Consider the following 17819-nt stretch of genomic DNA (forward strand, 5'->3'; position numbering starts at 1 on the left):
GCGGGTCAGCGGCTGAGGAAGGCGAAGATCGGGCCGATGGAGCGATAGCCCATCCACCAGGTCAAGGCAGCGGTGGCGACGCCGAGGCCAAAGAGCCAGACGGGGTGACGATAGTCGCCCATCAGATCCCGCCGTGCCCAGGCGGCGTAGAGGATGATGGTGAGGCCGATCGGCAGGACAAGCCCGTTGAAGCCGCCGACGAAGACGAGAAGCGCGGCGGGCGTGGTGCCGATGGCGAGGAAGATGGCGAGCGACACGGAGATGAAGACGACGGTGGCGTAGGACCGGGCGCGATCGCTCATGCCGGTCTTGAAGGCGGTCATGAACGAGACCGACGTATAGGCCGCGCCGATGATCGAGCTCATGCCGGCGGCCCAGAAGATCAGGCCGAAAACGCGGAAGCCGAACTCGCCGACGGCGTGGCCGAAGGCCTGGGCGGCGGGGTTGGCGGTGCGGCCCGACAGGTCCAGCGTGACGCCGGACGAGACGACGCCGAGAATGCCGAGGAACAGGATGAAGCGCATGATGCCCGTCACCGTGATGCCGTTCAGCGCGGCCTTGGTGACGGAGGGGATGTTCTCCTTGCCGACCAGCCCCTTGTCGAGAAGGCGGTGGGCGCCGGCATAGGTGAGATAGCCGCCGACCGTGCCGCCGACGATCGTGGTGATCGTGGGGAAGTCGATCGTGTCGGGCCAGACGGTCTGGCGCAGCGCCTCGCCGACCGGCGGGCTGGCGGAATAGGCGACGAACAGGATCAGCGCGATCTTGATGACACCGAGCGCGATCATGGTGCGGTCCATGACCCCGCCGGCGCGCTTGTTGAGGAAGATCCCGATGGCCAGCAGCGCCGAGAGCGCGCCGCCGATCTTGGGGTCGAGCCCAACCAGCGCGTTGAGGCCAAGGCCCGCGCCCGCGACATTGGCGATGTTGAAGAACAGCCCTCCCAGGATGACGAGGAAGGCCAGGAGATAGCCCGAGCCGGGGATCGCCGCGTTGGCGATGTCGGAGGCGCGCATGCGCGTGGCGGCGACGATGCGCCAGATGTTGATCTGGACGATGTAGTCGATGACGACCGAGGCCAGAATGCCGAAGGCGAAGGCCGCGCCCATGGTTTGGGTGAAGGTCGCGGTCTGGGTGATGAAGCCGGGCCCGCTGGCGGCGGTCGCCATCAGGAAGACGGCCGAGACCAGGGCGAAGCGCTTGGACTCGTTGCCCCGCCCGAAGGTCGAGGACGCGGCCGGCACGTCCGGCCGGGGGGAAGGAACTGGATCCATCGTCATGCTCCCATGGGGCGGCGCGCGCCGGAGGATTGGGGCCGAATTGCGGTCACAGCTTCCAACGATTGAACGACAAGGTCAATATTGTTCAACGATTTTTGCATGACTGTCCTGCAATTTGTGCAGGACGCAGGCAGAATGTCCAACAAGCGATCAACGTCTTGCGCGGCTCTTGCGCAAAGTCCGGCTCTACCCATCGTCTAGGGTGCGCTCGAGGCTTGATGTCGGCCCCGGCTTGGCCGATGGTCCGCGACGATTCGAGACACGAGCCAAGGAGCGGGGATGCCGGCGCGAACGACCAAGACCGCTTGGGCCAGCTCTGGGCGCGGCCTTTCCGATTGAGCGCGGTCGTTGCCAATCCGCTGGCGCTGACGGCGCGCATCGCCGAGGCGCTGCGCGACCGCATCATCGCGGGCGAGCTTCTGCCCGGCCAGCGCCTGTCCGAAACGGCGTTGGCAAGCGATCTCGCCGTGTCGCGCAACACGCTGCGCGAGGTGTTCCGCCTCCTCACCAAGGAAGGGCTGCTGCACCACGAGCCCAATCGCGGCGTTTTCGTCTCGGTGCCTTCGGCCGCCTCGATCCTCGACATCTACCGTGTGCGCCGGATGCTGGAATGCCAGGCCCTGGCCCAGGCCTATCCCGGCCACCCCGCCGCCGCGCGCATGGCCGAGGCCGTGGCCGAGGCGCGGGCGCGCCATGCTGAGGCCGACTGGCAGGGCGTCGGCAGCGCCAACATGCGCTTTCACGCCGCCGTGGTGGATCTGGCCGACAGCCAGCGCCTGTCGTCCTTCTACGCGCAGGTCGCCGCCGAACTGCGCCTTTGCTTCGGCCAATTGGACGATCCCGAGCGCTTGCACGCCCCCTATATCGAGATGAACGCGTCGATCCTGGCCGAACTCGAAGCGGGCCGGCCCGAAGAGGCGAGCCGCGCCATGGAGCGCTATCTCGTCCGCTCCGAGCGCATGATCCTAGCCGCCCTCGCCCGTCTCTCCACGAGTTGAAGGCCCGAACGGGTCAGGCCGGCAGGAGCGCGTCCTGCGGCGCGGGCGCGGCCATGCGCGGCGGCTCGGGCCAGCGGATCGGCGCCCTCCAGCTTTCGAAGAGTTTCGACAGGCGCATCACCAAGAGATCGCCGAAGCGCGGGCCGACGATCTGCATCCCGATCGGAAAGCCGTCCGGCGTGAAGCCCGCATTGATCGAGGCGGCCGGCTGGCCGCTCATGTTCCAGGGCACGGTGAAGGCGATGTGCTCGAAGGGGCGCCCGGCGGGGTCGTTGGTGGGCGAGGGCCATTCGGCGGGATAGTGCACCACCGGCGTGGTCGGCGAAAGCACGACGTCCACCTCCTGAAACAGGGCGGCGCAGGCGCGTGCCATGTCCAGCGTCCGGTTGAAGCCGCGGGCGACCTCCACGCCCGAGAGCCGCCCGCCCCGCTCGGCCCACTCAGTGATCGCGGGCAGCACGCGCCCGCGCGCCGCCTCGTCCAAGAGCGCCATGTCGCCCCCGAACTTGGCGCGCCAGAAATCGTCCAGCCCGTCCAGCATGGTGCGGGTGAGAACGCCGGGCACCTCGATGATACGCGCGCCCGCCGCCTCGAAGCGTTGCGCCGCCGCCTCCACCACTGCCCGCACGCTCTCGTCCACCGGCAGACCGCAGCCGGCGTCCAGCATCAGGCCGATCCGCAGGCCCGAGACATCCACCGCGAACTCGCCCCAGGCCAGCGCCTCGTAGGGAAGGCTGGTAGCGTCGCGCGCGTCGGGCAGGGAGAGGACCGGCATCATCAGGGCGGCGTCGGCGACGCTGCGGGTCATCGGCCCGGCAGAGCGGCCGACATAATAGGGATCGATCGGAATGCGCCCGTTGCTGGGCTTCAAGCCGAACAGGCCGCACCAGTTGGCGGGCAGTCGCACCGAACCGCCGATATCGGTGCCGAGATGGAGCGGGCCGTAGCCGGCGGCGGCGGCCGCGCCCGCTCCGGCGCTGGAGCCGCCGGGGTTCCGGGCGAGGTTCCATGGGTTGCGCGTCAGCTTGTGGAAGGTGGAAAGGCCGGACGAGAGCATGCCGAAATCGGGGCATGTGGTCTTGGCGAAGAGGATGGCGCCGGCTTCGCGCAGGCGCGCGGCCGAGGGCGCGTCCGCTGCCGCCGGCACAAGCGTCGTCGCCGCCGTGCCGAGCGGGATCGGCGTGCCCTCGGTCGCGATCAGTTCCTTCACCGTAACCGGCAATCCGTCGAGCGGCCCCATCGGCGTGCCCTTCGCCCAGCGCGCCTCGGAGGCCTTCGCCGCCGCACGGGCCGCTTCGGGATCGTAGGCGTAGAGCGCCGAGATATGCGGCTCCCAAAGCTCGATCCGGCGCGTGACCCAATCGAAATACTCCACCGGAGACAGGCGCCGCTCCGCGAAGGCGGCGAGAACAGCGGCGGCGTCGAGAGACAACAGATCGATCATCACGGGGCCTGGACAGGAGCTGGGGAAACGGGCGGGGAGCGCCGGCGGCGGCCGATCGTGTGCAGCGTCGGCTCGGCCGCGAGGAGCCGTCTTGTGTAGTCGTGCTGCGGCCGGTCGAGAACGTCCCGCACGCCCCCCTCCTCCACCACGCGCCCGGCGCTCATGACGGCGACGCGGTCGGCGATCTCGTCCACCACGCCGATATTGTGGCTGATGAAGAGCACCGACAGGCCGTGCCGGTCGCGAAGATCGAGGATCAGCCGCAGGATCTGCGCCTGAACCGAGAGGTCGAGCGCGGAGACCGCCTCGTCGGCCACCACGAGGCGCGGCTGCGTGACGAGCGCCCGGGCGATGGCGATGCGCTGGCGCTGGCCGCCGGAAAACTCGTGGGGGTAGCGCGCCCCGTCGGCCGCGCGCAGGCCGACGCTTTCCAGAAGCCGCGCGACAAGATCGGTTCGATCCCGGCCCTTTGGCGCGTCCGGCACGACATGGAGAGGCTCGGCGACGATGCGCTCCACCCTGTGGCGCGGATCGAGCGAGCCATAGGGGTCCTGAAACACCATCTGGAAGTCGCGCCGCTTGGCGGCGAGCGCGCGGGGCGAGAGACCGAAGAGGTCCTCGCCCTCGATCAGGACCTCGCCCGAGGTCGGGCGGTCCAGTGCCATGACGATGCGCGCCAACGTGGACTTGCCGCAGCCCGATTCCCCGACCAGCCCCAGGATCGAGCCGCGCTCCAGCCGCAGCGACACGTCGTCCACGGCGCGAAAGGCGCGGCTTGCCCCGTTCGCCCCGCGCACGCGGTAGTCGCGCGACAGATGGCGCACGTCGAGAACGGGAGGGGTTCTCGCCTCGCTCATCGCGCCGGCTCCCGATCGGCGGCGGGCGAGGAGGCAAGGCCGGCGCGGGCGCGGCGCGGCAGGGCGGCGAGGAGTTCGCTGGTGTAGCTGCTGGCGGGATGGCGCAGGACACGCTCGGTCGGCCCCTCCTCCATCGTCCGGCCGCGAAGCATGACCAGCGTGCGATCGGCGATCCGCGCGATCACGCCGAGATCGTGGCTGATGAGGATCAGCGCGAGGCCGAGCTCGTCCACCAGCTCCTCCAGAATGTCGAGCACCTCCTTCTGCACGGTCACGTCCAGCGCGGTCGTGGGCTCGTCGGCGATCAGCAGATCAGGCTTCAGCGCCAGGGCGATGGCGATGCCGACGCGCTGGCGCTGGCCGCCGGAGAGTTCGTGGGGATAGCTGTCGATGCGCCGGGCGGGATCGGGAATGCGCACCCGCTCCAGAAGCGCGAGAGCCTCGGCCCGCGCCTCGCGCCGCGTGGCGGACGTGTGCAGGCGAATGCCCTCCGCGATCTGCGCGCCCACGGTCATGGCCGGGTTCAGAGCCGTCATCGGCTCCTGGAAGATCATTCCGATGCGCCGTCCGCGCAAGGCGCAGCGCTCGCGCTCCGAAAGGGCCAGCATGTCTCGCCCCTCGAACAGGATCTGCCCCTCGGCCCGCGCACCGCGCGGCAGGAGGCCAATCGCGGCCAGTGCCGTGATGGACTTGCCCGAGCCGGACTCGCCGACGATGCCCAGCGTTTCGCCGCGTGCCAGCGTGAAGGACAGATCGTCGACGACGCGAACGAAGCCTTCCGGCCGCCGGAAGGTGACCGAGAGCGAACGAACGTCCAGCATCAGACGGCTCCCCTTCCGCGCGGGTCGAGATGGGCGGCGAGCCCCCGACCCGTGAGATTGAGCCCGAGAACGGTCAGCGCGATCGCAAGGCCCGGGATCACCGCCATATGCGGCGCCTGGAGGAGATAGGTCTGGGAATCGGCCAGCATCCGCCCCCAGGTCGGGGCCGGCGGGGTCGGCCCGAGGCCGAGAAAGGACAGGCCCGCCTCGGTCAGGATCGCGAGCCCGAGCTGGATCGTCACCTGCACGATGATCTGGCCGGAAATATTGGGCAGGACATGCTCGGCGGTGATGCGCGCGGTGCCCTTGCCGGCCATCCGAGCGGCGAGAATGTACTCGCGCGCCCAGATCTGGCGCGCCGCGCCGCGGGTGACGCGGGCGAAGACGGGGATCATGAAGACACCGATGGCGGTCGCGGCCGTCAGCGAGCCGGGGCCGAGGATCGCCCCGAGCATGATCGCGGAAAGGATGGGCGGCAGGGCGAACAGCGCGTCGCAGACCCGCATGAGGGCCGCGTCGAACAGGCCCGGCCGGGCGGCGGCGAAGACGCCCGCCAGCGTGCCGAGCGCGGCGCCGAAGCCGACGCTGCCGAGCGCGACGGAGAGGGAGTTGCGCGCGCCCACCATCATCATGGAGGCGATGTCGCGGCCAAGCTGGTCGGTGCCGAGCCAGCCCGCCTCCAGCGGCCCCTTCAGCTTGCGCAGGATGTTGAGCTTGGCCGGCTCGGCCGGGGTCCAGACCAGCGACAGGAGCGCCAGCGAGGCCAGCGTCAGCGTGATCGCGAGGCCGATCAGGAGCGAGCTGTTCCACAGGCGGCGGGGCACGGGCGCGGAGGGCAAGGCCAGCGTGCTCATGCGCGCCTGCGAAGGCGCGGATCGACGATCGTGTGCAGGATGTCCACCACCAGATTCACGAGGATGACGATCACGGCGAAGAACAGGACGACGTTCTGGATCACCACGAGATCGCGCTGCGACAGGGCCTGCCAGGCGAGGCGGCCCATGCCGGGAAGGTTGAAGACGTTTTCCACCAGCACCGCGCCCGCGATCAAAAACGAGAATTGCAGGCCGAGCATGGTGAGCACAGGCACCAAGGCGTTGGGCACGGCGTGGCGCCACAGGGCTCTGGCGGGCGAGGCGCCCTTGGCCCTCGCGGTCCGCACGAAATCCTCGTTCAGCACCTCCACCACGGCGGCGCGCGTGATGTTGACGAGGACCGCCGATTGCGGGATCGCCAGCGCCACGGTCGGCAGAATCAGCGCCCGGACCGCCGGCCAGACGCCGGCATCCCAGCCTGGAAAGCCCCCCGCCGGCAGGAGCCCGAGCCCCAGCGCCACGCCCATGACGAGCAGCAGGCCGATCCAGAAATTCGGCACGGCGATACCGGCCTGGGCATAGAAGGTGGCCGCCATGTCCACCGCGCCGCCGGGCCGGGCGGCGGCGAGCGTGCCGAGCGGCAGGGCGACGAGAACCGCCAGCGTCGCCGCCATCAAGGTGAGCGGCAGCGTCACCGCGAGGCGCTCGGCGATGAGGTCGCGCACCGGCACGCCGTAGGTGTAGGATGTGCCGAGATTACCCATGGCAAGGCCCCCGAGCCACGCGGCGTAGCGCTCGATCAGCGGCGCATCGAGCCCCATCGACGTGCGCAGCGCCGCCAACGTCTCGGGCGTCGCCGAAGTCCCGAGCATCGTGGCCGCCGGATCGCCGGGCATGACCTCCATCACCGCGAAGACGAAGACCGAAAGGATCAAGAAGGTCAGCGCGAAGCCGGCGAGGCGCCGGGCCAGGGCTATGAGCATGGGCAACTCCGATCTCGCGCCTCCTCGCGTCCGTCGATACCGATCCAGCCGCCAGAGGGACGGGATCAGTTCTGCCACACCCCGGGCCCGATCGCGACAGGCGCGGCCAGCGCGAGGGCCGGTCGGCCAAAGCCAAGGGGACGAAAACAACTCGCGAATCGTCCGCCTAACTTACTATAAGCGGTGCACACTCCGATGTGCGAGCCTTCGCGGTGAAATTGATGCACTGCACCTGTCGCCGCAATCTGGAATTCGCGCGATCGGTCTAAGAGGGCGACGCCGCGAGTCCGCTTCCCCGAAGCGGCGATCGGCGCACGGTGCCCGACAAGCCCAATCGCAAAACAAGAGCGCTACCGCGTCTCGACCTGATCGGCGCGAGGCCTGTAGCTCGAAGCGCCCGGCGGTTGGCCTCACGCCACGCCCGTCGCCTCGCGTCGGCGCAGGTCCAGTTCCTCGCTGTAGCGACGCAGCACGTGGCTTTCGGTGAGGAGGCCGACGACGCGGCCCGCCTCCGCCCCATCCACCACGGCCAGCGCCTCGCTCTCGGTCGCTTCGAACAGGGCCATGGCCTCGCGCGCATTCATGGAAGGGCGCAGCGTCGCGTCGGTGAAGCGAAGCAGAGTCGAGACCTCGGCGTCGAGATCGGTGAGCCCGTCGGCATAGGCATCGGGCACGAGCACAAGGCCGGCATAGGCGTCGCTGGCCGGGTCCACCGCCACCACTCGCTGTTGCGAACCGAGCGGAAAGGAGCGGCGGAACGACTTCAGGGACAGGTCGGTCGGTACGGTGCGAAGATCCCGCCGCATCATGCGCCCCACCGTCAGGTTGCGGATCCAGCCGACATCGTGAGCGCTGCGGATGGTCTCGCCGCGCAGGTGGAAGCGCCAGGTGGCGAAGGAATAGCCGAAGGTCCGCCGCACCGCGAGCGAGGTGGTGACGGAAGCAGCCAGCACCAGCGCCGCGATCGGAAAGTCCCCGGTCATCTCCAGCGCCAGAAAGGTCATGGTCAGCGGCCCGCCGACAATGGCGGTGGCGAGCGCGCTCATGCCGACCACGGCGAAGACCACGGGCTCGACGCCGGGCAGAACCGGGCCGGCGAGATCGGCGAAGAGCCGCCCCAGCATGGCGCCGAGAAACAGCGAGGCGAAGAACAGGCCGCCGCGAAAGCCGCTGCCGATGGAGATCGCCGACGCCAGCGCCTTGAGCGCCAGGATCACTGCGAGCGAGGACAGCGACATGGCCGCGTCGATGCGAATTTCCAACGCGCCGTGCCCGGACGAGAGGACCTGCGGCGTCAGGAGCGCCAGGGCGCCGAGCAGCAGCCCGCCCGCAAAGGGGCGGAGCGGCTGGGGCAGCCTTGTCTGGCGGAAGCCGCGCTCCACCAGCGTCACCCCTTGCATGATGAGAATGCCGAGCCCCGCCGCGAAGGCGGCCAGCACCAGCGCGGCGGGCCAGACCGAGGCCGGCAGGGCGCCCGGCGCCACGATCTCGACGAGATGCGGGCTGTCCGACAAGAGGCACGAGACGAACATGCCCGACAGCGCCGCCGCGACGACGGGCGCCAGCGCCGCCACGGCATAGGTGCCGATGATGAGTTCGAAAGCGTAGAAGGCGCCCGTCAGCGGGGCGTCGAAGGCCGCCGCGATGGCCGCTGCCGCGCCGCAGCCGACCAGCGTGCGCATGTCGCCGCGCCGCATCTCGAAGGCGACGCCGCAGCGTGAGGCGAGCCCGGCCGAAATCTGCGTATAGGCCGCCTCGAGTCCGACCGAGGCGCCGAACCCGTTGGACACGAGGTTCTGCGCCACCACCACGATCCCGTCGCGAAACGACATGCGCCCGCCATGCAGGGCATTGGCCTCGATCGGATCGATCAGGGCCCGCGCCTTGCCGCGCGCCTGCCAGAACAGCATGAGACCGAGGATCGCCCCGCCCATCGCGGGGACCAGCGCCATGAGGGGCGAGGCCAGCGCCTGCGACCCGCTCAGCCGCTCGCCCGGCGCCAGCGCGAAGAAGGCGACATGCAGGGCTTGCGCCGCCGCCGAGATGCCCATGACGAGCAGCCCCCCGCAGGCGCCGACGATCGCGGCCAGAACCACGAGCGCGATCTCCTCGCGGCGCACCAGCGCGCGAAAGCGCCCCGGCGCGCGCGCCGTCGCCTCCGAGGCCGACACGTCGGCCGCGGCATTGGGAACCTTCATCTCCACGCCTGCCCGGCCTCCCCTTCCGCTCGCGCCTGTCCTGCCCAGCCACGTCTTACTAAGTCCCATGGCCAAAGCGGGACGCGGGATCAAGCGCGGGAAGCATAAGGCGACATCCAGAGTGGCGACACGACCCGATTTGCCCGCCGTGGCAGGTTCGCGCTTGAAGAAGCCCCCGCCCCTCGCTTCGTCTCTCGCGCGTCTGACAAAACCTCCGGGCGCGGGATAGCCGAGGATTCTCGTTCGAGGGCGATAAGCTACGGGCGGAAGACCCCACAAGGTCGTGTGCGACACTCTTCCTCCCCCACCCGAATCGCCCGACCAGCCTCCGGCCTGGAAATTTCGTCGGGCGCTTTTCGACATCCGGCCAGCCGTGCCTCGCCCTTTCCTCCCCGCGATCGCCCCTCGCTGACGCACTGCACAGCGCGTGGGACCTTTTGCCGGGGACGCCCGTTAATCTGGCCTCGACGGGGCGGGCGCCCTCGCCTATCGTCCGGCCGCGCCATGGGAGGACTCGTCCTGCCCAAGGCCGACTGCGAATGCCCAGGAGTTTCGATCGTGAGCGACAACGCCCGGCCCAGCGTGGAAACGGAACTGGGCATTCCCACGGGCGGCAGCGAGGACCCGTTCGCCTCCGCCGTGCGCACCACGCGCATGCCCATGGTCGTCACCGATCCCAAGCAGCCCGACAATCCGATCGTCTTCTGCAACGACGCCTTCCTGCATCTCACCGGCTATTCCCGTGAGGAGATCCTTGGGCGCAACTGCCGATTCCTGCAGGGCCCCGCCACGCGTCAGGCCGACACGCAAAGGGTGCGCGAGGCGATCGCGGCGCGGCGCTCGATCGAGGTCGATCTCCTGAACTATCGCAAGGACGGCACGACCTTCTGGAACGCGCTGCTCATCTCCCCCGTCTTCTCCAAGGGCGAGCTGACCTATTTCTTCGCCTCGCAGCTCGACGTGACCGAGCGCAAGCGGGCCGAGGAGCACAGTTTCCTCCTCAACCGCGAGCTGAGCCACCGCGTGAAGAACACGCTGGCGACGGTACAGACTGTGGTTCTGCAGACGCTGCGCGACGGCGCCGTGCCGGAGCGCGTCGCCTCCGCCATCACCGGCCGCCTGCAGGCCATCGCCCGCAGCCACGACGTCCTGACCGCCGAGGCCTGGGCCAGCGCCATGCTGGTGGACGTGATGCAGGGCGCGCTCGACCCGCTGCACGAGCGGGTGGGCGATCGCCTGCGCGTCGGCGGGCCGGACGTGCGGCTGAAACCGCGCATCGCCACCATGCTCTCGCTCGCCATGCACGAGCTCGGCGACAATGCCTGGCGCCACGGCGCCCTGTCCAACGCGGACGGACGGGTGGACGTGACCTGGACGGTGGGCGGCGGACGCTTCGCGCTGGAATGGCGGGAATCGGGCGGCCCGCCCGTCACCCCGCCGACCGCCATCGGCTATGGCCGGCGGATCGTGGAGCGCGTGCTCGCGGCCGAGTTCGGCGGCAGTTCGCAGATCGACTTCGCCCCCTCCGGCCTCGTGTTCCGCCTGGAGGCGCCCTCAGTGGGGCTGGAGGTCGAGCGTACCGCCTGGACGCCGCCCTGACTGCTGGCCGGCTTTCCACGATCCCGAACGACTCACTGGACCGAGCCGATCAGGCTCCGGTTTTTTGACGCGCGCGCACGCCACTGCTCTTCGCATATGCGTTCTTTAGAGTTTTTCAAAGCATAGACGATATGCTGCAATGCGAGAAATTGGTATTCGATCTCTGGCGCCTGCGAAAGATGAATGTCTTTCCTAATATTTAAGCCCTGCATGAGGCTATCTCTCGCCTTTCCGACTGGCGGAATGGCCGGATGATTGTCTAGGCCGTGCCTTTCCTATAACGGGACCGCAGAGCCATTCGGCCACACCGACAACGCATTCAGGTTTCATCGTGATCGACAACAACGGCCGCCCGTCCGCTGATCTTCTGCATCAAGCCCTTCCCATGAACCGACGGCAGGTTCTCGGCACCGCGCTGGCCGGCCTCGCGGTGGCGGCACTGCCGGGCGCGCCGGCGCTGGCGACCGCCGCCGCCTCCAAAGTGGACGTGCTTCTGATCGGCGGCGGCATCATGAGCGCCACGCTGGGCGTCTGGCTGCGCGAGCTGGAGCCCGGCTGGTCCATGCAGATGCTGGAGCGGCTCGACGGCGTGGCGCTGGAAAGCTCCAACGGCTGGAACAATGCCGGCACCGGCCATTCGGCCCTGGCGGAACTGAATTACACGCCGGAAAAGGCGGACGGTCAGATCGACATCTCCAAGGCGGTGGAGATCAACGAGGCGTTCCAGATCTCGCGCCAGTTCTGGGCCTGGCAGGTGCGCAACGGCGTTTTGAAGAACCCGCGCTCCTTCATCAACCACACGCCGCACATGAGCTTCGTCTGGGGCGACGAGAACATCGCCTATCTCGAAAAGCGCTTCGAGGCGCTGAAGGCGAGCCCGCTTTTTGCCGGCATGAACTATTCCACCGATCCCGAGCAACTCCGCCAGTGGGTGCCGCTCATGATGCAGGGGCGGGATGCCCAGCAGAAGATCGGCGCGACCTGGACGCCGCTCGGCACCGACATGGAATTCGGCGAGATCACCCGCCAGTTCGTCTCCCATCTTTCCAGCCAGCCCGGCTTCGATCTCCAGACCTCCAGCGAGGTGGAATCGATCGAGCGCAACGGCGACGGCACCTGGCGCGTCACCTACAGCAATCTGAAGGACGGGTCGGAGCGCACGGTGGACGCGCGCTTCGTCTTCATCGGCGCGGGCGGCGGCGCGCTGCATCTTCTGCAGAAGGCCGGCATTCCCGAGGGCGAAGATTACGGCGGCTTCCCGGTCGGGGGCTCGTTCCTGGTGAACGAGAACCCGGACGTGACGATGCTGCATCTGGCCAAGGCCTATGGCAAGGCCTCGGTCGGCTCGCCGCCCATGTCCGTGCCCCATCTCGACACGCGCGTGCTCGGCGGCAAGCGCGTCATCCTGTTCGGCCCCTTCGCCACCTTCTCCACCAAGTTCCTGAAGGAAGGCTCGTATTTCGACCTTCTCTCCTCCGCCACGACCAGCAATGTCTGGCCGATGATGCGGGTCGGCATCGACGAATATCCGTTGGTGGAATATCTCGCCGGCCAGCTCATGCTCTCCGACGAGGACCGCATCGCGGCGCTACGCGAGTATTTCCCGCAGGCAAGGGCTGAGGACTGGCGCCTGTGGCAGGCGGGCCAGCGCGTGCAGATCATCAAGCGTGACGCCGACAAGGGCGGTGTTCTCAAGCTCGGCACGGAAATCGTCTCGGCCAAGGACGGCAGCATCGCGGCCCTGCTCGGCGCATCACCGGGCGCCTCCACGGCGGCGCCGATCATGCTGAAGGTCCTGGAGAAGGTCTTCACCGATAAGGTCGCGACGCCGGACTGGCAGGCCAAGATCCGGCAGATCGTGCCGAGCTACGGCACCAAGCTGAACGACGACCCCGCGCGCGTCCAGGCGACTTGGGCCTACACGGCCGAGCATCTCCAGCTTCCGACGCCGCCACAGATCGACGTCGCCGCGCTCAAAAGCCCGGCGCAATTGGTGACGCCCGCCAGCAACGCGCCGGTCGCCCCGGCCAAAGCGGAGGCCAAGCCGGTCCACGACTTGGCACCCTGAGGCACGAAGCGCATCGGCCGGGCGTTCGAAACCCGGCCGATGAAACAATGGCGGATGGACCGCCGATCAACGGGGGTTCAGACCTCGTCGGCTTCCTCGGTCGAGGTCAGCATCGTGTCGATCTCGTCCGCGATCACGTCGAGCTGCTCGCGCGTCGCCTTCAGTTCGAGCGTCGCGCCGGTCTCGTCCTCGATATGGAGTTGCGCGGACAGGCCGTCTTCAGCCGGCACGATGCGGAACTGCGCGAGCGTCTTGGTGGCATTCGCCATGTCGGGTCTCCTGTGTGGTGCTCGGAAACGCGTGAGGTGGCGCATGGCTCCGCCCAGCCGAGCGAAGACTCCGTGACAAGGCGACCCAGACGTTAGCTCGACACGCAATGCCGAACCGCCGGCGCGCGCGTCGTCTCGAAGCTCCATCTCCGCGAAAAGGGGGCCGAGGCGGATTGGCGTCGAAGACCGCAAGCTTGGCGATGGCAGGGGGTACTACGGGCCAAGCCTCCGTTCACCCCCTACCCATCGCCATGCCCATCAACCGTGATCGGGCGCGAGTTCTCCGGCCTCGATGCGGATCGGCAGGACGTTGCCGAGCGGCGGCAGCGGGCAGACCGCGAAGTCGGTGAAGGCGCAGGGCGGGCTGACGGCGCGGTTGAAGTCGAGAAGGATGGACGTCTCCGTCACCTCTTCGCCGAACAGGAAGCGGGCCGCCGGATAGGTTTCGCCGCCGCGCGCGGTCAGATCGCGGAACACGAACTGCGGCGATTGCGGCGTGCCGTGCGTCGCCAGCAACTCGTAGCGCTGACCCTCCCGCTCGAACACGGCCTTGTGGGTCGCCTCCACCTCGGTGCGAATGCTGCGGCTCGTGTCGATCTCGACCGAGTGGGGCGCGTCGAGGCGCACCCAATCCGCCCTGATCCGCCAGGACGGGTCGAAGGGAAAGCTCGGCAGCGGCGCACGCGCCGCGCCGGCCGCCGAGGCCGTGTCGCGAACGCGCAGGGCGTTCTCCCCGTTCAGCGTCGTGACCTCCAGAAGCAGCGTCCCGGCCGTAAAGCGCGGCGGCTTCGACTTGCTGAGCGGCAGAGGGATCGGCGCACCGCCATCGGCGGGCGCGAAGGTGACATGGCCCTCGGCATCCTGCGTCAGCCGCCCGACCTCGTCCGGCCCCGCCGAGAGGACGATGTCGTTCGTCTCGGCCCGCCCGATGCTAACGCTGCCCTCCTCCAGCGGCGTGCGGCTGATGATATTCAGCCAGCCGTCCGGCGCGACAAGCGCGGCCAGGCGCCTCGCCTTCCAGGCTTCGTGCTCCGCTTCGAGATCGCTCATGACTGTCCTTCCGGTCGAGAGGCATCGGGCGCACCGAAAACCCCGGCCCGCCCTGGCGTCGATATCGGGCGGGGAGACGCATCTTGCCATGGCAGCGGCGAGGGTTTTCGATGGGCGATGATCTATCGTCCGTCGCCTCAGGCCGTGCGGCGCAGCGCGCCGGGATCGAACGGGGTCGTGCCGCCGCCGGCCGCCGGGCGCCCGATTGCCCGAACCAGCTCTGCCGCCAGATCCTCGGCATAGGCGGTCACCTGCGGCAGGCCCATCAGCTCGCCGAACGTGCCGCGCGCCAGCGGGCCGGCGATGTAGAGGCCCGGCACGGACGCGTCGTCCTTGTCCAGCGCCCGCCCATCCGGTGCGGTGGAAAGCCCGAGGCCGACCCGGTCGAGGCGGACAAGGCCGGCGGCATGAAGCGAGGCGGCGGGGGCCTGATCGACGATCGTGCGATGGGCCGGACCCGTCGTGTTGACCACGATATCGAAGACATGGGTCTCGATCTCGGCCCGGTGACGCCGCCGCCAACGCAGCGCCAGCCCTTCGTGCGTGATCACTGAGCCCTGAAGCGAGGCGGCAAGACGCTGGAGGCGGCCTTGCCCCTCCAGCCGGTCAAGCCCCGCCTCGACCTGCGGCGCGATGCGAAACCGATGCACGTCCCAGACGCTGCGCAGATGGCGCACGAGCCGCGCCCGCTCGCTCTCGGGCAGCGCCTGCCAGAGGGACTGGCCCTGTCCGCGCACGGCGTCGATCACGGCCTGCCAGGGCACGCCGTCGCGAGCGGCCTCGCCGATTTCGCGCCGGATGCGACGCAGCAGCGCCAGAGCGCTTCGTGCCGGCGGGTCGAGAAACTCGCCGCGCGGCTCGAGGGCCATCGGCGCGTGGCCGCGCGAGCGAAGGCCGCCGCGCGAAAGCGTGACGATCGGCCCGCGATGGCCGAGCCGGTCGAGCGTCACCACGACATCGGCCGCCGTCAGTCCGTTGCCGACCACCAGAACCCGTGCGCCGGGCGAGACCTTCGCCAGCGCATCGGCATCGTAGGGATCGGCGAGAAAACCGGGCGCGAGCGCGATGGGCCGCAGGGCGGAGGGAATGGCGGGAAGCGGATGGGTGCAGGCGAGCGCCACGACATCGGCGGCAAGCTCGTCGCCCTCGCTCAGCGCGATGCGAAAGCCGCCCTCGGGGCGCCGCTCGATGCGCTCGGCTCGCGCGCGGCGGTGGACGATCCGCCCCGCGCGGAGCATGGGCACCAACTGGTCGTGGACATAGCGGCCGAACAGGCCGCGCTGCGGAAAGGGCCGGCCCTGTTCGTCCTTGGCCTCGCCGTCGCCCGCCATCGCGCCAGAGGCCTCCAGCCAGCGCTCGAAGGCGCCGGGATCGCCCGTGTCGAGGCTCATGCGCCCGGCCGGCACGTTGATGCGATGCGTCGACTCACCCGTGGAATAGGCAAGGCCCGCGCCGAGCACGGCGCGCGGCTCGACCAGAGTAATGCGCCAGCGCGCGGCATCCGCCCGCCGCGCCAGATGGTAGGCGAGCGCCGCGCCGGAAAAGCCCCCGCCGACGATGGCAAGGGTCGGCGAGGAGTCCGGGCTTTGCGTCACGACTGGCTGGCGAGCCGGGCCTGCGGGCGGCGGTCGCCGGCAATGCTCTCGCCGAAAGGCCCGGTGTTGACGCTCGCCTGGCGCGAAGGGACGGCATGGGCCAGCGGCAGGCGCGGCAGAACCAGCTCGCCGAAGCGATAGGCCTCTTCCAGATGCGGGTAGCCCGACAGGATGAACGTGTCGATGCCCAGGCGCCGATACTCGTCGATCCGCTCGGCCACCGTATCGGGATCGCCCACCAGCGCCGTCCCGGCGCCGCCGCGCACTAAGCCGACGCCGGCCCAGAGATTGGGGCTCACCTCCAGCTTGTCGCGCCGCCCGCCATGCAACTGGCTCATGCGCGACTGGCCGACCGAGTCCATGCGCGCGAAGACCTTCTGCGCCTCGGCGATCGTGGTGTCGTCGAGCCGGCTGATGAGCTCGTCCGCCGCTTCCCAGGCCTTCTCGTTGGTCTCGCGCACGATGACATGAAGGCGGATGCCGAAGGAGAGCTTGCGGCCGCGCTTCTCGGCGAGCGCGCGAACCGTGTCCAGCTTCTCGGCCACCAGCGCCGGCGGCTCGCCCCAGGTCAGGTACTTGTCGATCTCGCCGGCCGCGACCTCGTTGGCCGCTTCCGACGAGCCGCCGAAATAGAGCGGGGGATAGGGCGCCTGCACCGGCGGGAAGAGAAGCCGCCCGTCCTCGATCGTGAAGTGCTTGCCCTGGTGCGCGACGGTCTCGCCGGACAGGACGCGCTTGTAGATTTCCAGGAACTCGCGCGTCACCTCGTAGCGCTCGGAATGGCTGAGGAAGATGCCGTCGCCTTTGTTCTCCTGCGGATCGCCGCCGGTCACGACATTGATGAGGAGCCGGCCGCCGGAGATGCGGTCGAGCGTCGCGGTCATGCGCGCGGCGAGCGTCGGCGACTGGAGGCCGGGGCGCACGGCCACCAGAAAGCGCAGCTTCTCCGTCAGCGGCGCTAGCGCCGAGGCGACCACCCAGGAATCCTCGCAGGAGCGGCCCGTCGGCAGAAGCACGCCGTAATAGCCGAGCTGGTCGGCGGCCTGCGCCACCTGCCGGAGATAGGGAAGGTCCACCGCGCGGCCGCCCTCGCTGGTGCCGAGATAGCGGCTGTCGCCATGGGTCGGCAGGAACCAGAGGACGTTGATCTTGTCGGGCGTCTCGAATGGCATGGTCGGGCTTTCGGCAAACGGGAAAGGGAGGCGGCGCGGGCGCGTCACTCGCCGGGCGCGACGCGGCCGTAGCGACCATGGCTGTAGACCAGCGGCTCGCCGCCCGAGACGGCGACGGCGCGCACCGTGCCGAGGATCAGCGCGTGGCTGTGCCGCTCGATGATCTCCTCGACCTCGCAGTCCACCGAGGCGACCGCGCCCACCAGGACGCCCGCCCCGGTCTCCAGAACGGTCCAGTCCGCGCCGAGATAGCGCTCCCGCCCCTTCACGCCGCCGCGCCCGGCGAAGCGATCGGCGATGGGCTGCTGCCCCTGCGCCAGAAGATTGACGCAGTAATGGCCGAAGCGCCGGATCACCGGCCAGGTGGAGGACGAGAGGTTGATCGAGACGATCATGGTTTCGGGATCGACCGAGAGCGAATGGGCGGTGGTCACCGTCGCGCCCGTGCGCTCGTCGCCGGTTCCCGCCGTCACCACCGACACGCCGCCGGCGAGATGGCGCATGGCGTCCTTCAGCGCCGGTGCGGGAACCGCGCCGCCGAGGGACACGAGGCCGGGCGCCCGCGCGGTGAATGTCTGGGAAACGAGTGTCATGACGGCGTCCTCGCGTCTGCCTATCCTTGGAATGCTCCCAGCTTAAAACGCCGAGCCATCCCCTCCGCAAAATAATA

Annotated in this window: 15 protein-coding genes; 3 read left to right on the plus strand and 12 right to left on the minus strand. The window is 69.2% G+C overall.

Going from position 1 to position 17819, the window contains the following annotated elements; translation table 11 throughout:
- Nucleotides 1-5: 5 nt before the first annotated feature.
- Entirely contained in the window at nt 6-1280 is a 1275-nt protein-coding gene (locus AUL32_RS19415) for an NRAMP family divalent metal transporter (protein ID WP_082659857.1), read from the minus strand.
- 335 nt (nt 1281-1615) lie between these two features.
- Here AUL32_RS19415 and AUL32_RS19420 point away from each other — a divergent pair, with 335 nt between their 5' ends.
- Nucleotides 1616-2278, plus strand: coding sequence for a GntR family transcriptional regulator (locus tag AUL32_RS19420; RefSeq protein ID WP_244497986.1), 663 nt, complete (start codon nt 1616-1618; stop codon nt 2276-2278).
- 13 nt (nt 2279-2291) lie between these two features.
- On the opposite strand, the gene AUL32_RS19425 is transcribed toward AUL32_RS19420, so the two are convergent.
- The 6 genes from AUL32_RS19425 to AUL32_RS19450 all read right to left on the minus strand — a co-directional run bounded on the left by AUL32_RS19425 (nt 2292) and on the right by AUL32_RS19450 (nt 9396).
- Nucleotides 2292-3722: an amidase gene (locus AUL32_RS19425; protein ID WP_062118687.1), complete on the minus strand. Its 1431-nt coding sequence runs from the start codon at nt 3720-3722 to the stop codon at nt 2292-2294.
- Nucleotides 3722-4579 (minus strand): ATP-binding cassette domain-containing protein, encoded by an 858-nt coding sequence (locus AUL32_RS19430; RefSeq protein ID WP_062118691.1) that lies wholly within the window; start codon nt 4577-4579, stop codon nt 3722-3724. Before AUL32_RS19430 ends, AUL32_RS19425 begins: the two co-directional genes overlap by 1 nt.
- On the minus strand, nt 4576-5400 hold the full coding sequence (locus tag AUL32_RS19435) for an ATP-binding cassette domain-containing protein (RefSeq protein WP_156421543.1): 825 nt from the start codon (nt 5398-5400) through the stop codon (nt 4576-4578). The genes AUL32_RS19430 and AUL32_RS19435 overlap by 4 nt, the downstream gene beginning before the upstream one ends.
- Entirely contained in the window at nt 5400-6254 is an 855-nt protein-coding gene (locus AUL32_RS19440; protein ID WP_082659861.1) for an ABC transporter permease, read from the minus strand. The genes AUL32_RS19435 and AUL32_RS19440 overlap by 1 nt, the downstream gene beginning before the upstream one ends.
- Nucleotides 6251-7198 (minus strand): ABC transporter permease, encoded by a 948-nt coding sequence (locus AUL32_RS19445; protein ID WP_062118695.1) that lies wholly within the window; start codon nt 7196-7198, stop codon nt 6251-6253. The genes AUL32_RS19440 and AUL32_RS19445 overlap by 4 nt, the downstream gene beginning before the upstream one ends.
- A 410-nt stretch (nt 7199-7608) precedes the next feature.
- Complete coding sequence (locus AUL32_RS19450; protein ID WP_062118698.1) at nt 7609-9396, minus strand: chloride channel protein; 1788 nt, start codon at nt 9394-9396, stop codon at nt 7609-7611.
- Nucleotides 9397-9954: 558 nt separating this feature from the next.
- Between AUL32_RS19450 and AUL32_RS26305 the strand changes: the two genes are divergently transcribed.
- Both AUL32_RS26305 and mqo read left to right on the plus strand, forming a co-directional pair.
- A complete protein-coding gene (locus AUL32_RS26305; RefSeq protein ID WP_280137593.1) occupies nt 9955-10995 on the plus strand; it encodes an HWE histidine kinase domain-containing protein in 1041 nt (346 codons plus the stop codon).
- 385 nt (nt 10996-11380) lie between these two features.
- Complete coding sequence (gene mqo / locus AUL32_RS19460) at nt 11381-13063, plus strand: malate dehydrogenase (quinone) (protein WP_082659865.1); 1683 nt, start codon at nt 11381-11383, stop codon at nt 13061-13063.
- A 77-nt stretch (nt 13064-13140) separates the two neighbouring features.
- Here mqo and AUL32_RS19465 read toward each other — a convergent pair whose 3' ends face one another.
- The 5 genes from AUL32_RS19465 to AUL32_RS19485 all read right to left on the minus strand — a co-directional run bounded on the left by AUL32_RS19465 (nt 13141) and on the right by AUL32_RS19485 (nt 17742).
- Nucleotides 13141-13332 carry a hypothetical protein gene (locus tag AUL32_RS19465; protein WP_062118707.1) on the minus strand — a complete coding sequence of 64 codons (192 nt, stop codon included), beginning with the start codon at nt 13330-13332 and terminating at the stop codon, nt 13141-13143.
- A gap of 258 nt (nt 13333-13590) precedes the next feature.
- Nucleotides 13591-14382 (minus strand): DUF1684 domain-containing protein, encoded by a 792-nt coding sequence (locus AUL32_RS19470; RefSeq protein ID WP_062118711.1) that lies wholly within the window; start codon nt 14380-14382, stop codon nt 13591-13593.
- 137 nt (nt 14383-14519) lie between these two features.
- Nucleotides 14520-15977, minus strand: coding sequence for an FAD/NAD(P)-binding protein (locus AUL32_RS19475; RefSeq protein WP_062118713.1), 1458 nt, complete (start codon nt 15975-15977; stop codon nt 14520-14522).
- A complete protein-coding gene (ssuD, locus tag AUL32_RS19480) occupies nt 15974-17149 on the minus strand; it encodes an FMNH2-dependent alkanesulfonate monooxygenase (RefSeq protein WP_061978112.1) in 1176 nt (391 codons plus the stop codon). The genes AUL32_RS19475 and ssuD overlap by 4 nt, the downstream gene beginning before the upstream one ends.
- 44 nt (nt 17150-17193) lie before the next feature.
- On the minus strand, nt 17194-17742 hold the full coding sequence (locus AUL32_RS19485) for a flavin reductase family protein (protein WP_062118717.1): 549 nt from the start codon (nt 17740-17742) through the stop codon (nt 17194-17196).
- Between the last annotated feature and the right edge of the window lie 77 nt (nt 17743-17819).

The organism is Aureimonas sp. AU40 (genome assembly GCF_001463785.1).
In the GTDB taxonomy this organism is placed as follows: Bacteria; Pseudomonadota; Alphaproteobacteria; order Rhizobiales; family Rhizobiaceae; genus Aureimonas.

Excerpts from the sequence above, each read along its gene's own strand:
- AUL32_RS19415 (WP_082659857.1), bottom strand. The coding sequence starts at position 1,280 with ATGACGATGGATCCAGTTCCTTCCCCCCGGCCGGACGTGCCGGCCGCG.
- AUL32_RS19425 (WP_062118687.1), bottom strand. The coding sequence starts at position 3,722 with ATGATCGATCTGTTGTCTCTCGACGCCGCCGCTGTTCTCGCCGCCTTC.
- AUL32_RS19430 (WP_062118691.1), bottom strand. The coding sequence starts at position 4,579 with ATGAGCGAGGCGAGAACCCCTCCCGTTCTCGACGTGCGCCATCTGTCG.
- AUL32_RS19435 (WP_156421543.1), bottom strand. The coding sequence starts at position 5,400 with ATGCTGGACGTTCGTTCGCTCTCGGTCACCTTCCGGCGGCCGGAAGGC.
- AUL32_RS19440 (WP_082659861.1), bottom strand. The coding sequence starts at position 6,254 with ATGAGCACGCTGGCCTTGCCCTCCGCGCCCGTGCCCCGCCGCCTGTGG.
- AUL32_RS19445 (WP_062118695.1), bottom strand. The coding sequence starts at position 7,198 with ATGCTCATAGCCCTGGCCCGGCGCCTCGCCGGCTTCGCGCTGACCTTC.
- AUL32_RS19450 (WP_062118698.1), bottom strand. The coding sequence starts at position 9,396 with ATGAAGGTTCCCAATGCCGCGGCCGACGTGTCGGCCTCGGAGGCGACG.
- mqo (WP_082659865.1), top strand. The coding sequence starts at position 11,381 with ATGAACCGACGGCAGGTTCTCGGCACCGCGCTGGCCGGCCTCGCGGTG.
- AUL32_RS19465 (WP_062118707.1), bottom strand. The coding sequence starts at position 13,332 with ATGGCGAATGCCACCAAGACGCTCGCGCAGTTCCGCATCGTGCCGGCT.
- AUL32_RS19470 (WP_062118711.1), bottom strand. The coding sequence starts at position 14,382 with ATGAGCGATCTCGAAGCGGAGCACGAAGCCTGGAAGGCGAGGCGCCTG.
- ssuD (WP_061978112.1), bottom strand. The coding sequence starts at position 17,149 with ATGCCATTCGAGACGCCCGACAAGATCAACGTCCTCTGGTTCCTGCCG.
- AUL32_RS19485 (WP_062118717.1), bottom strand. The coding sequence starts at position 17,742 with ATGACACTCGTTTCCCAGACATTCACCGCGCGGGCGCCCGGCCTCGTG.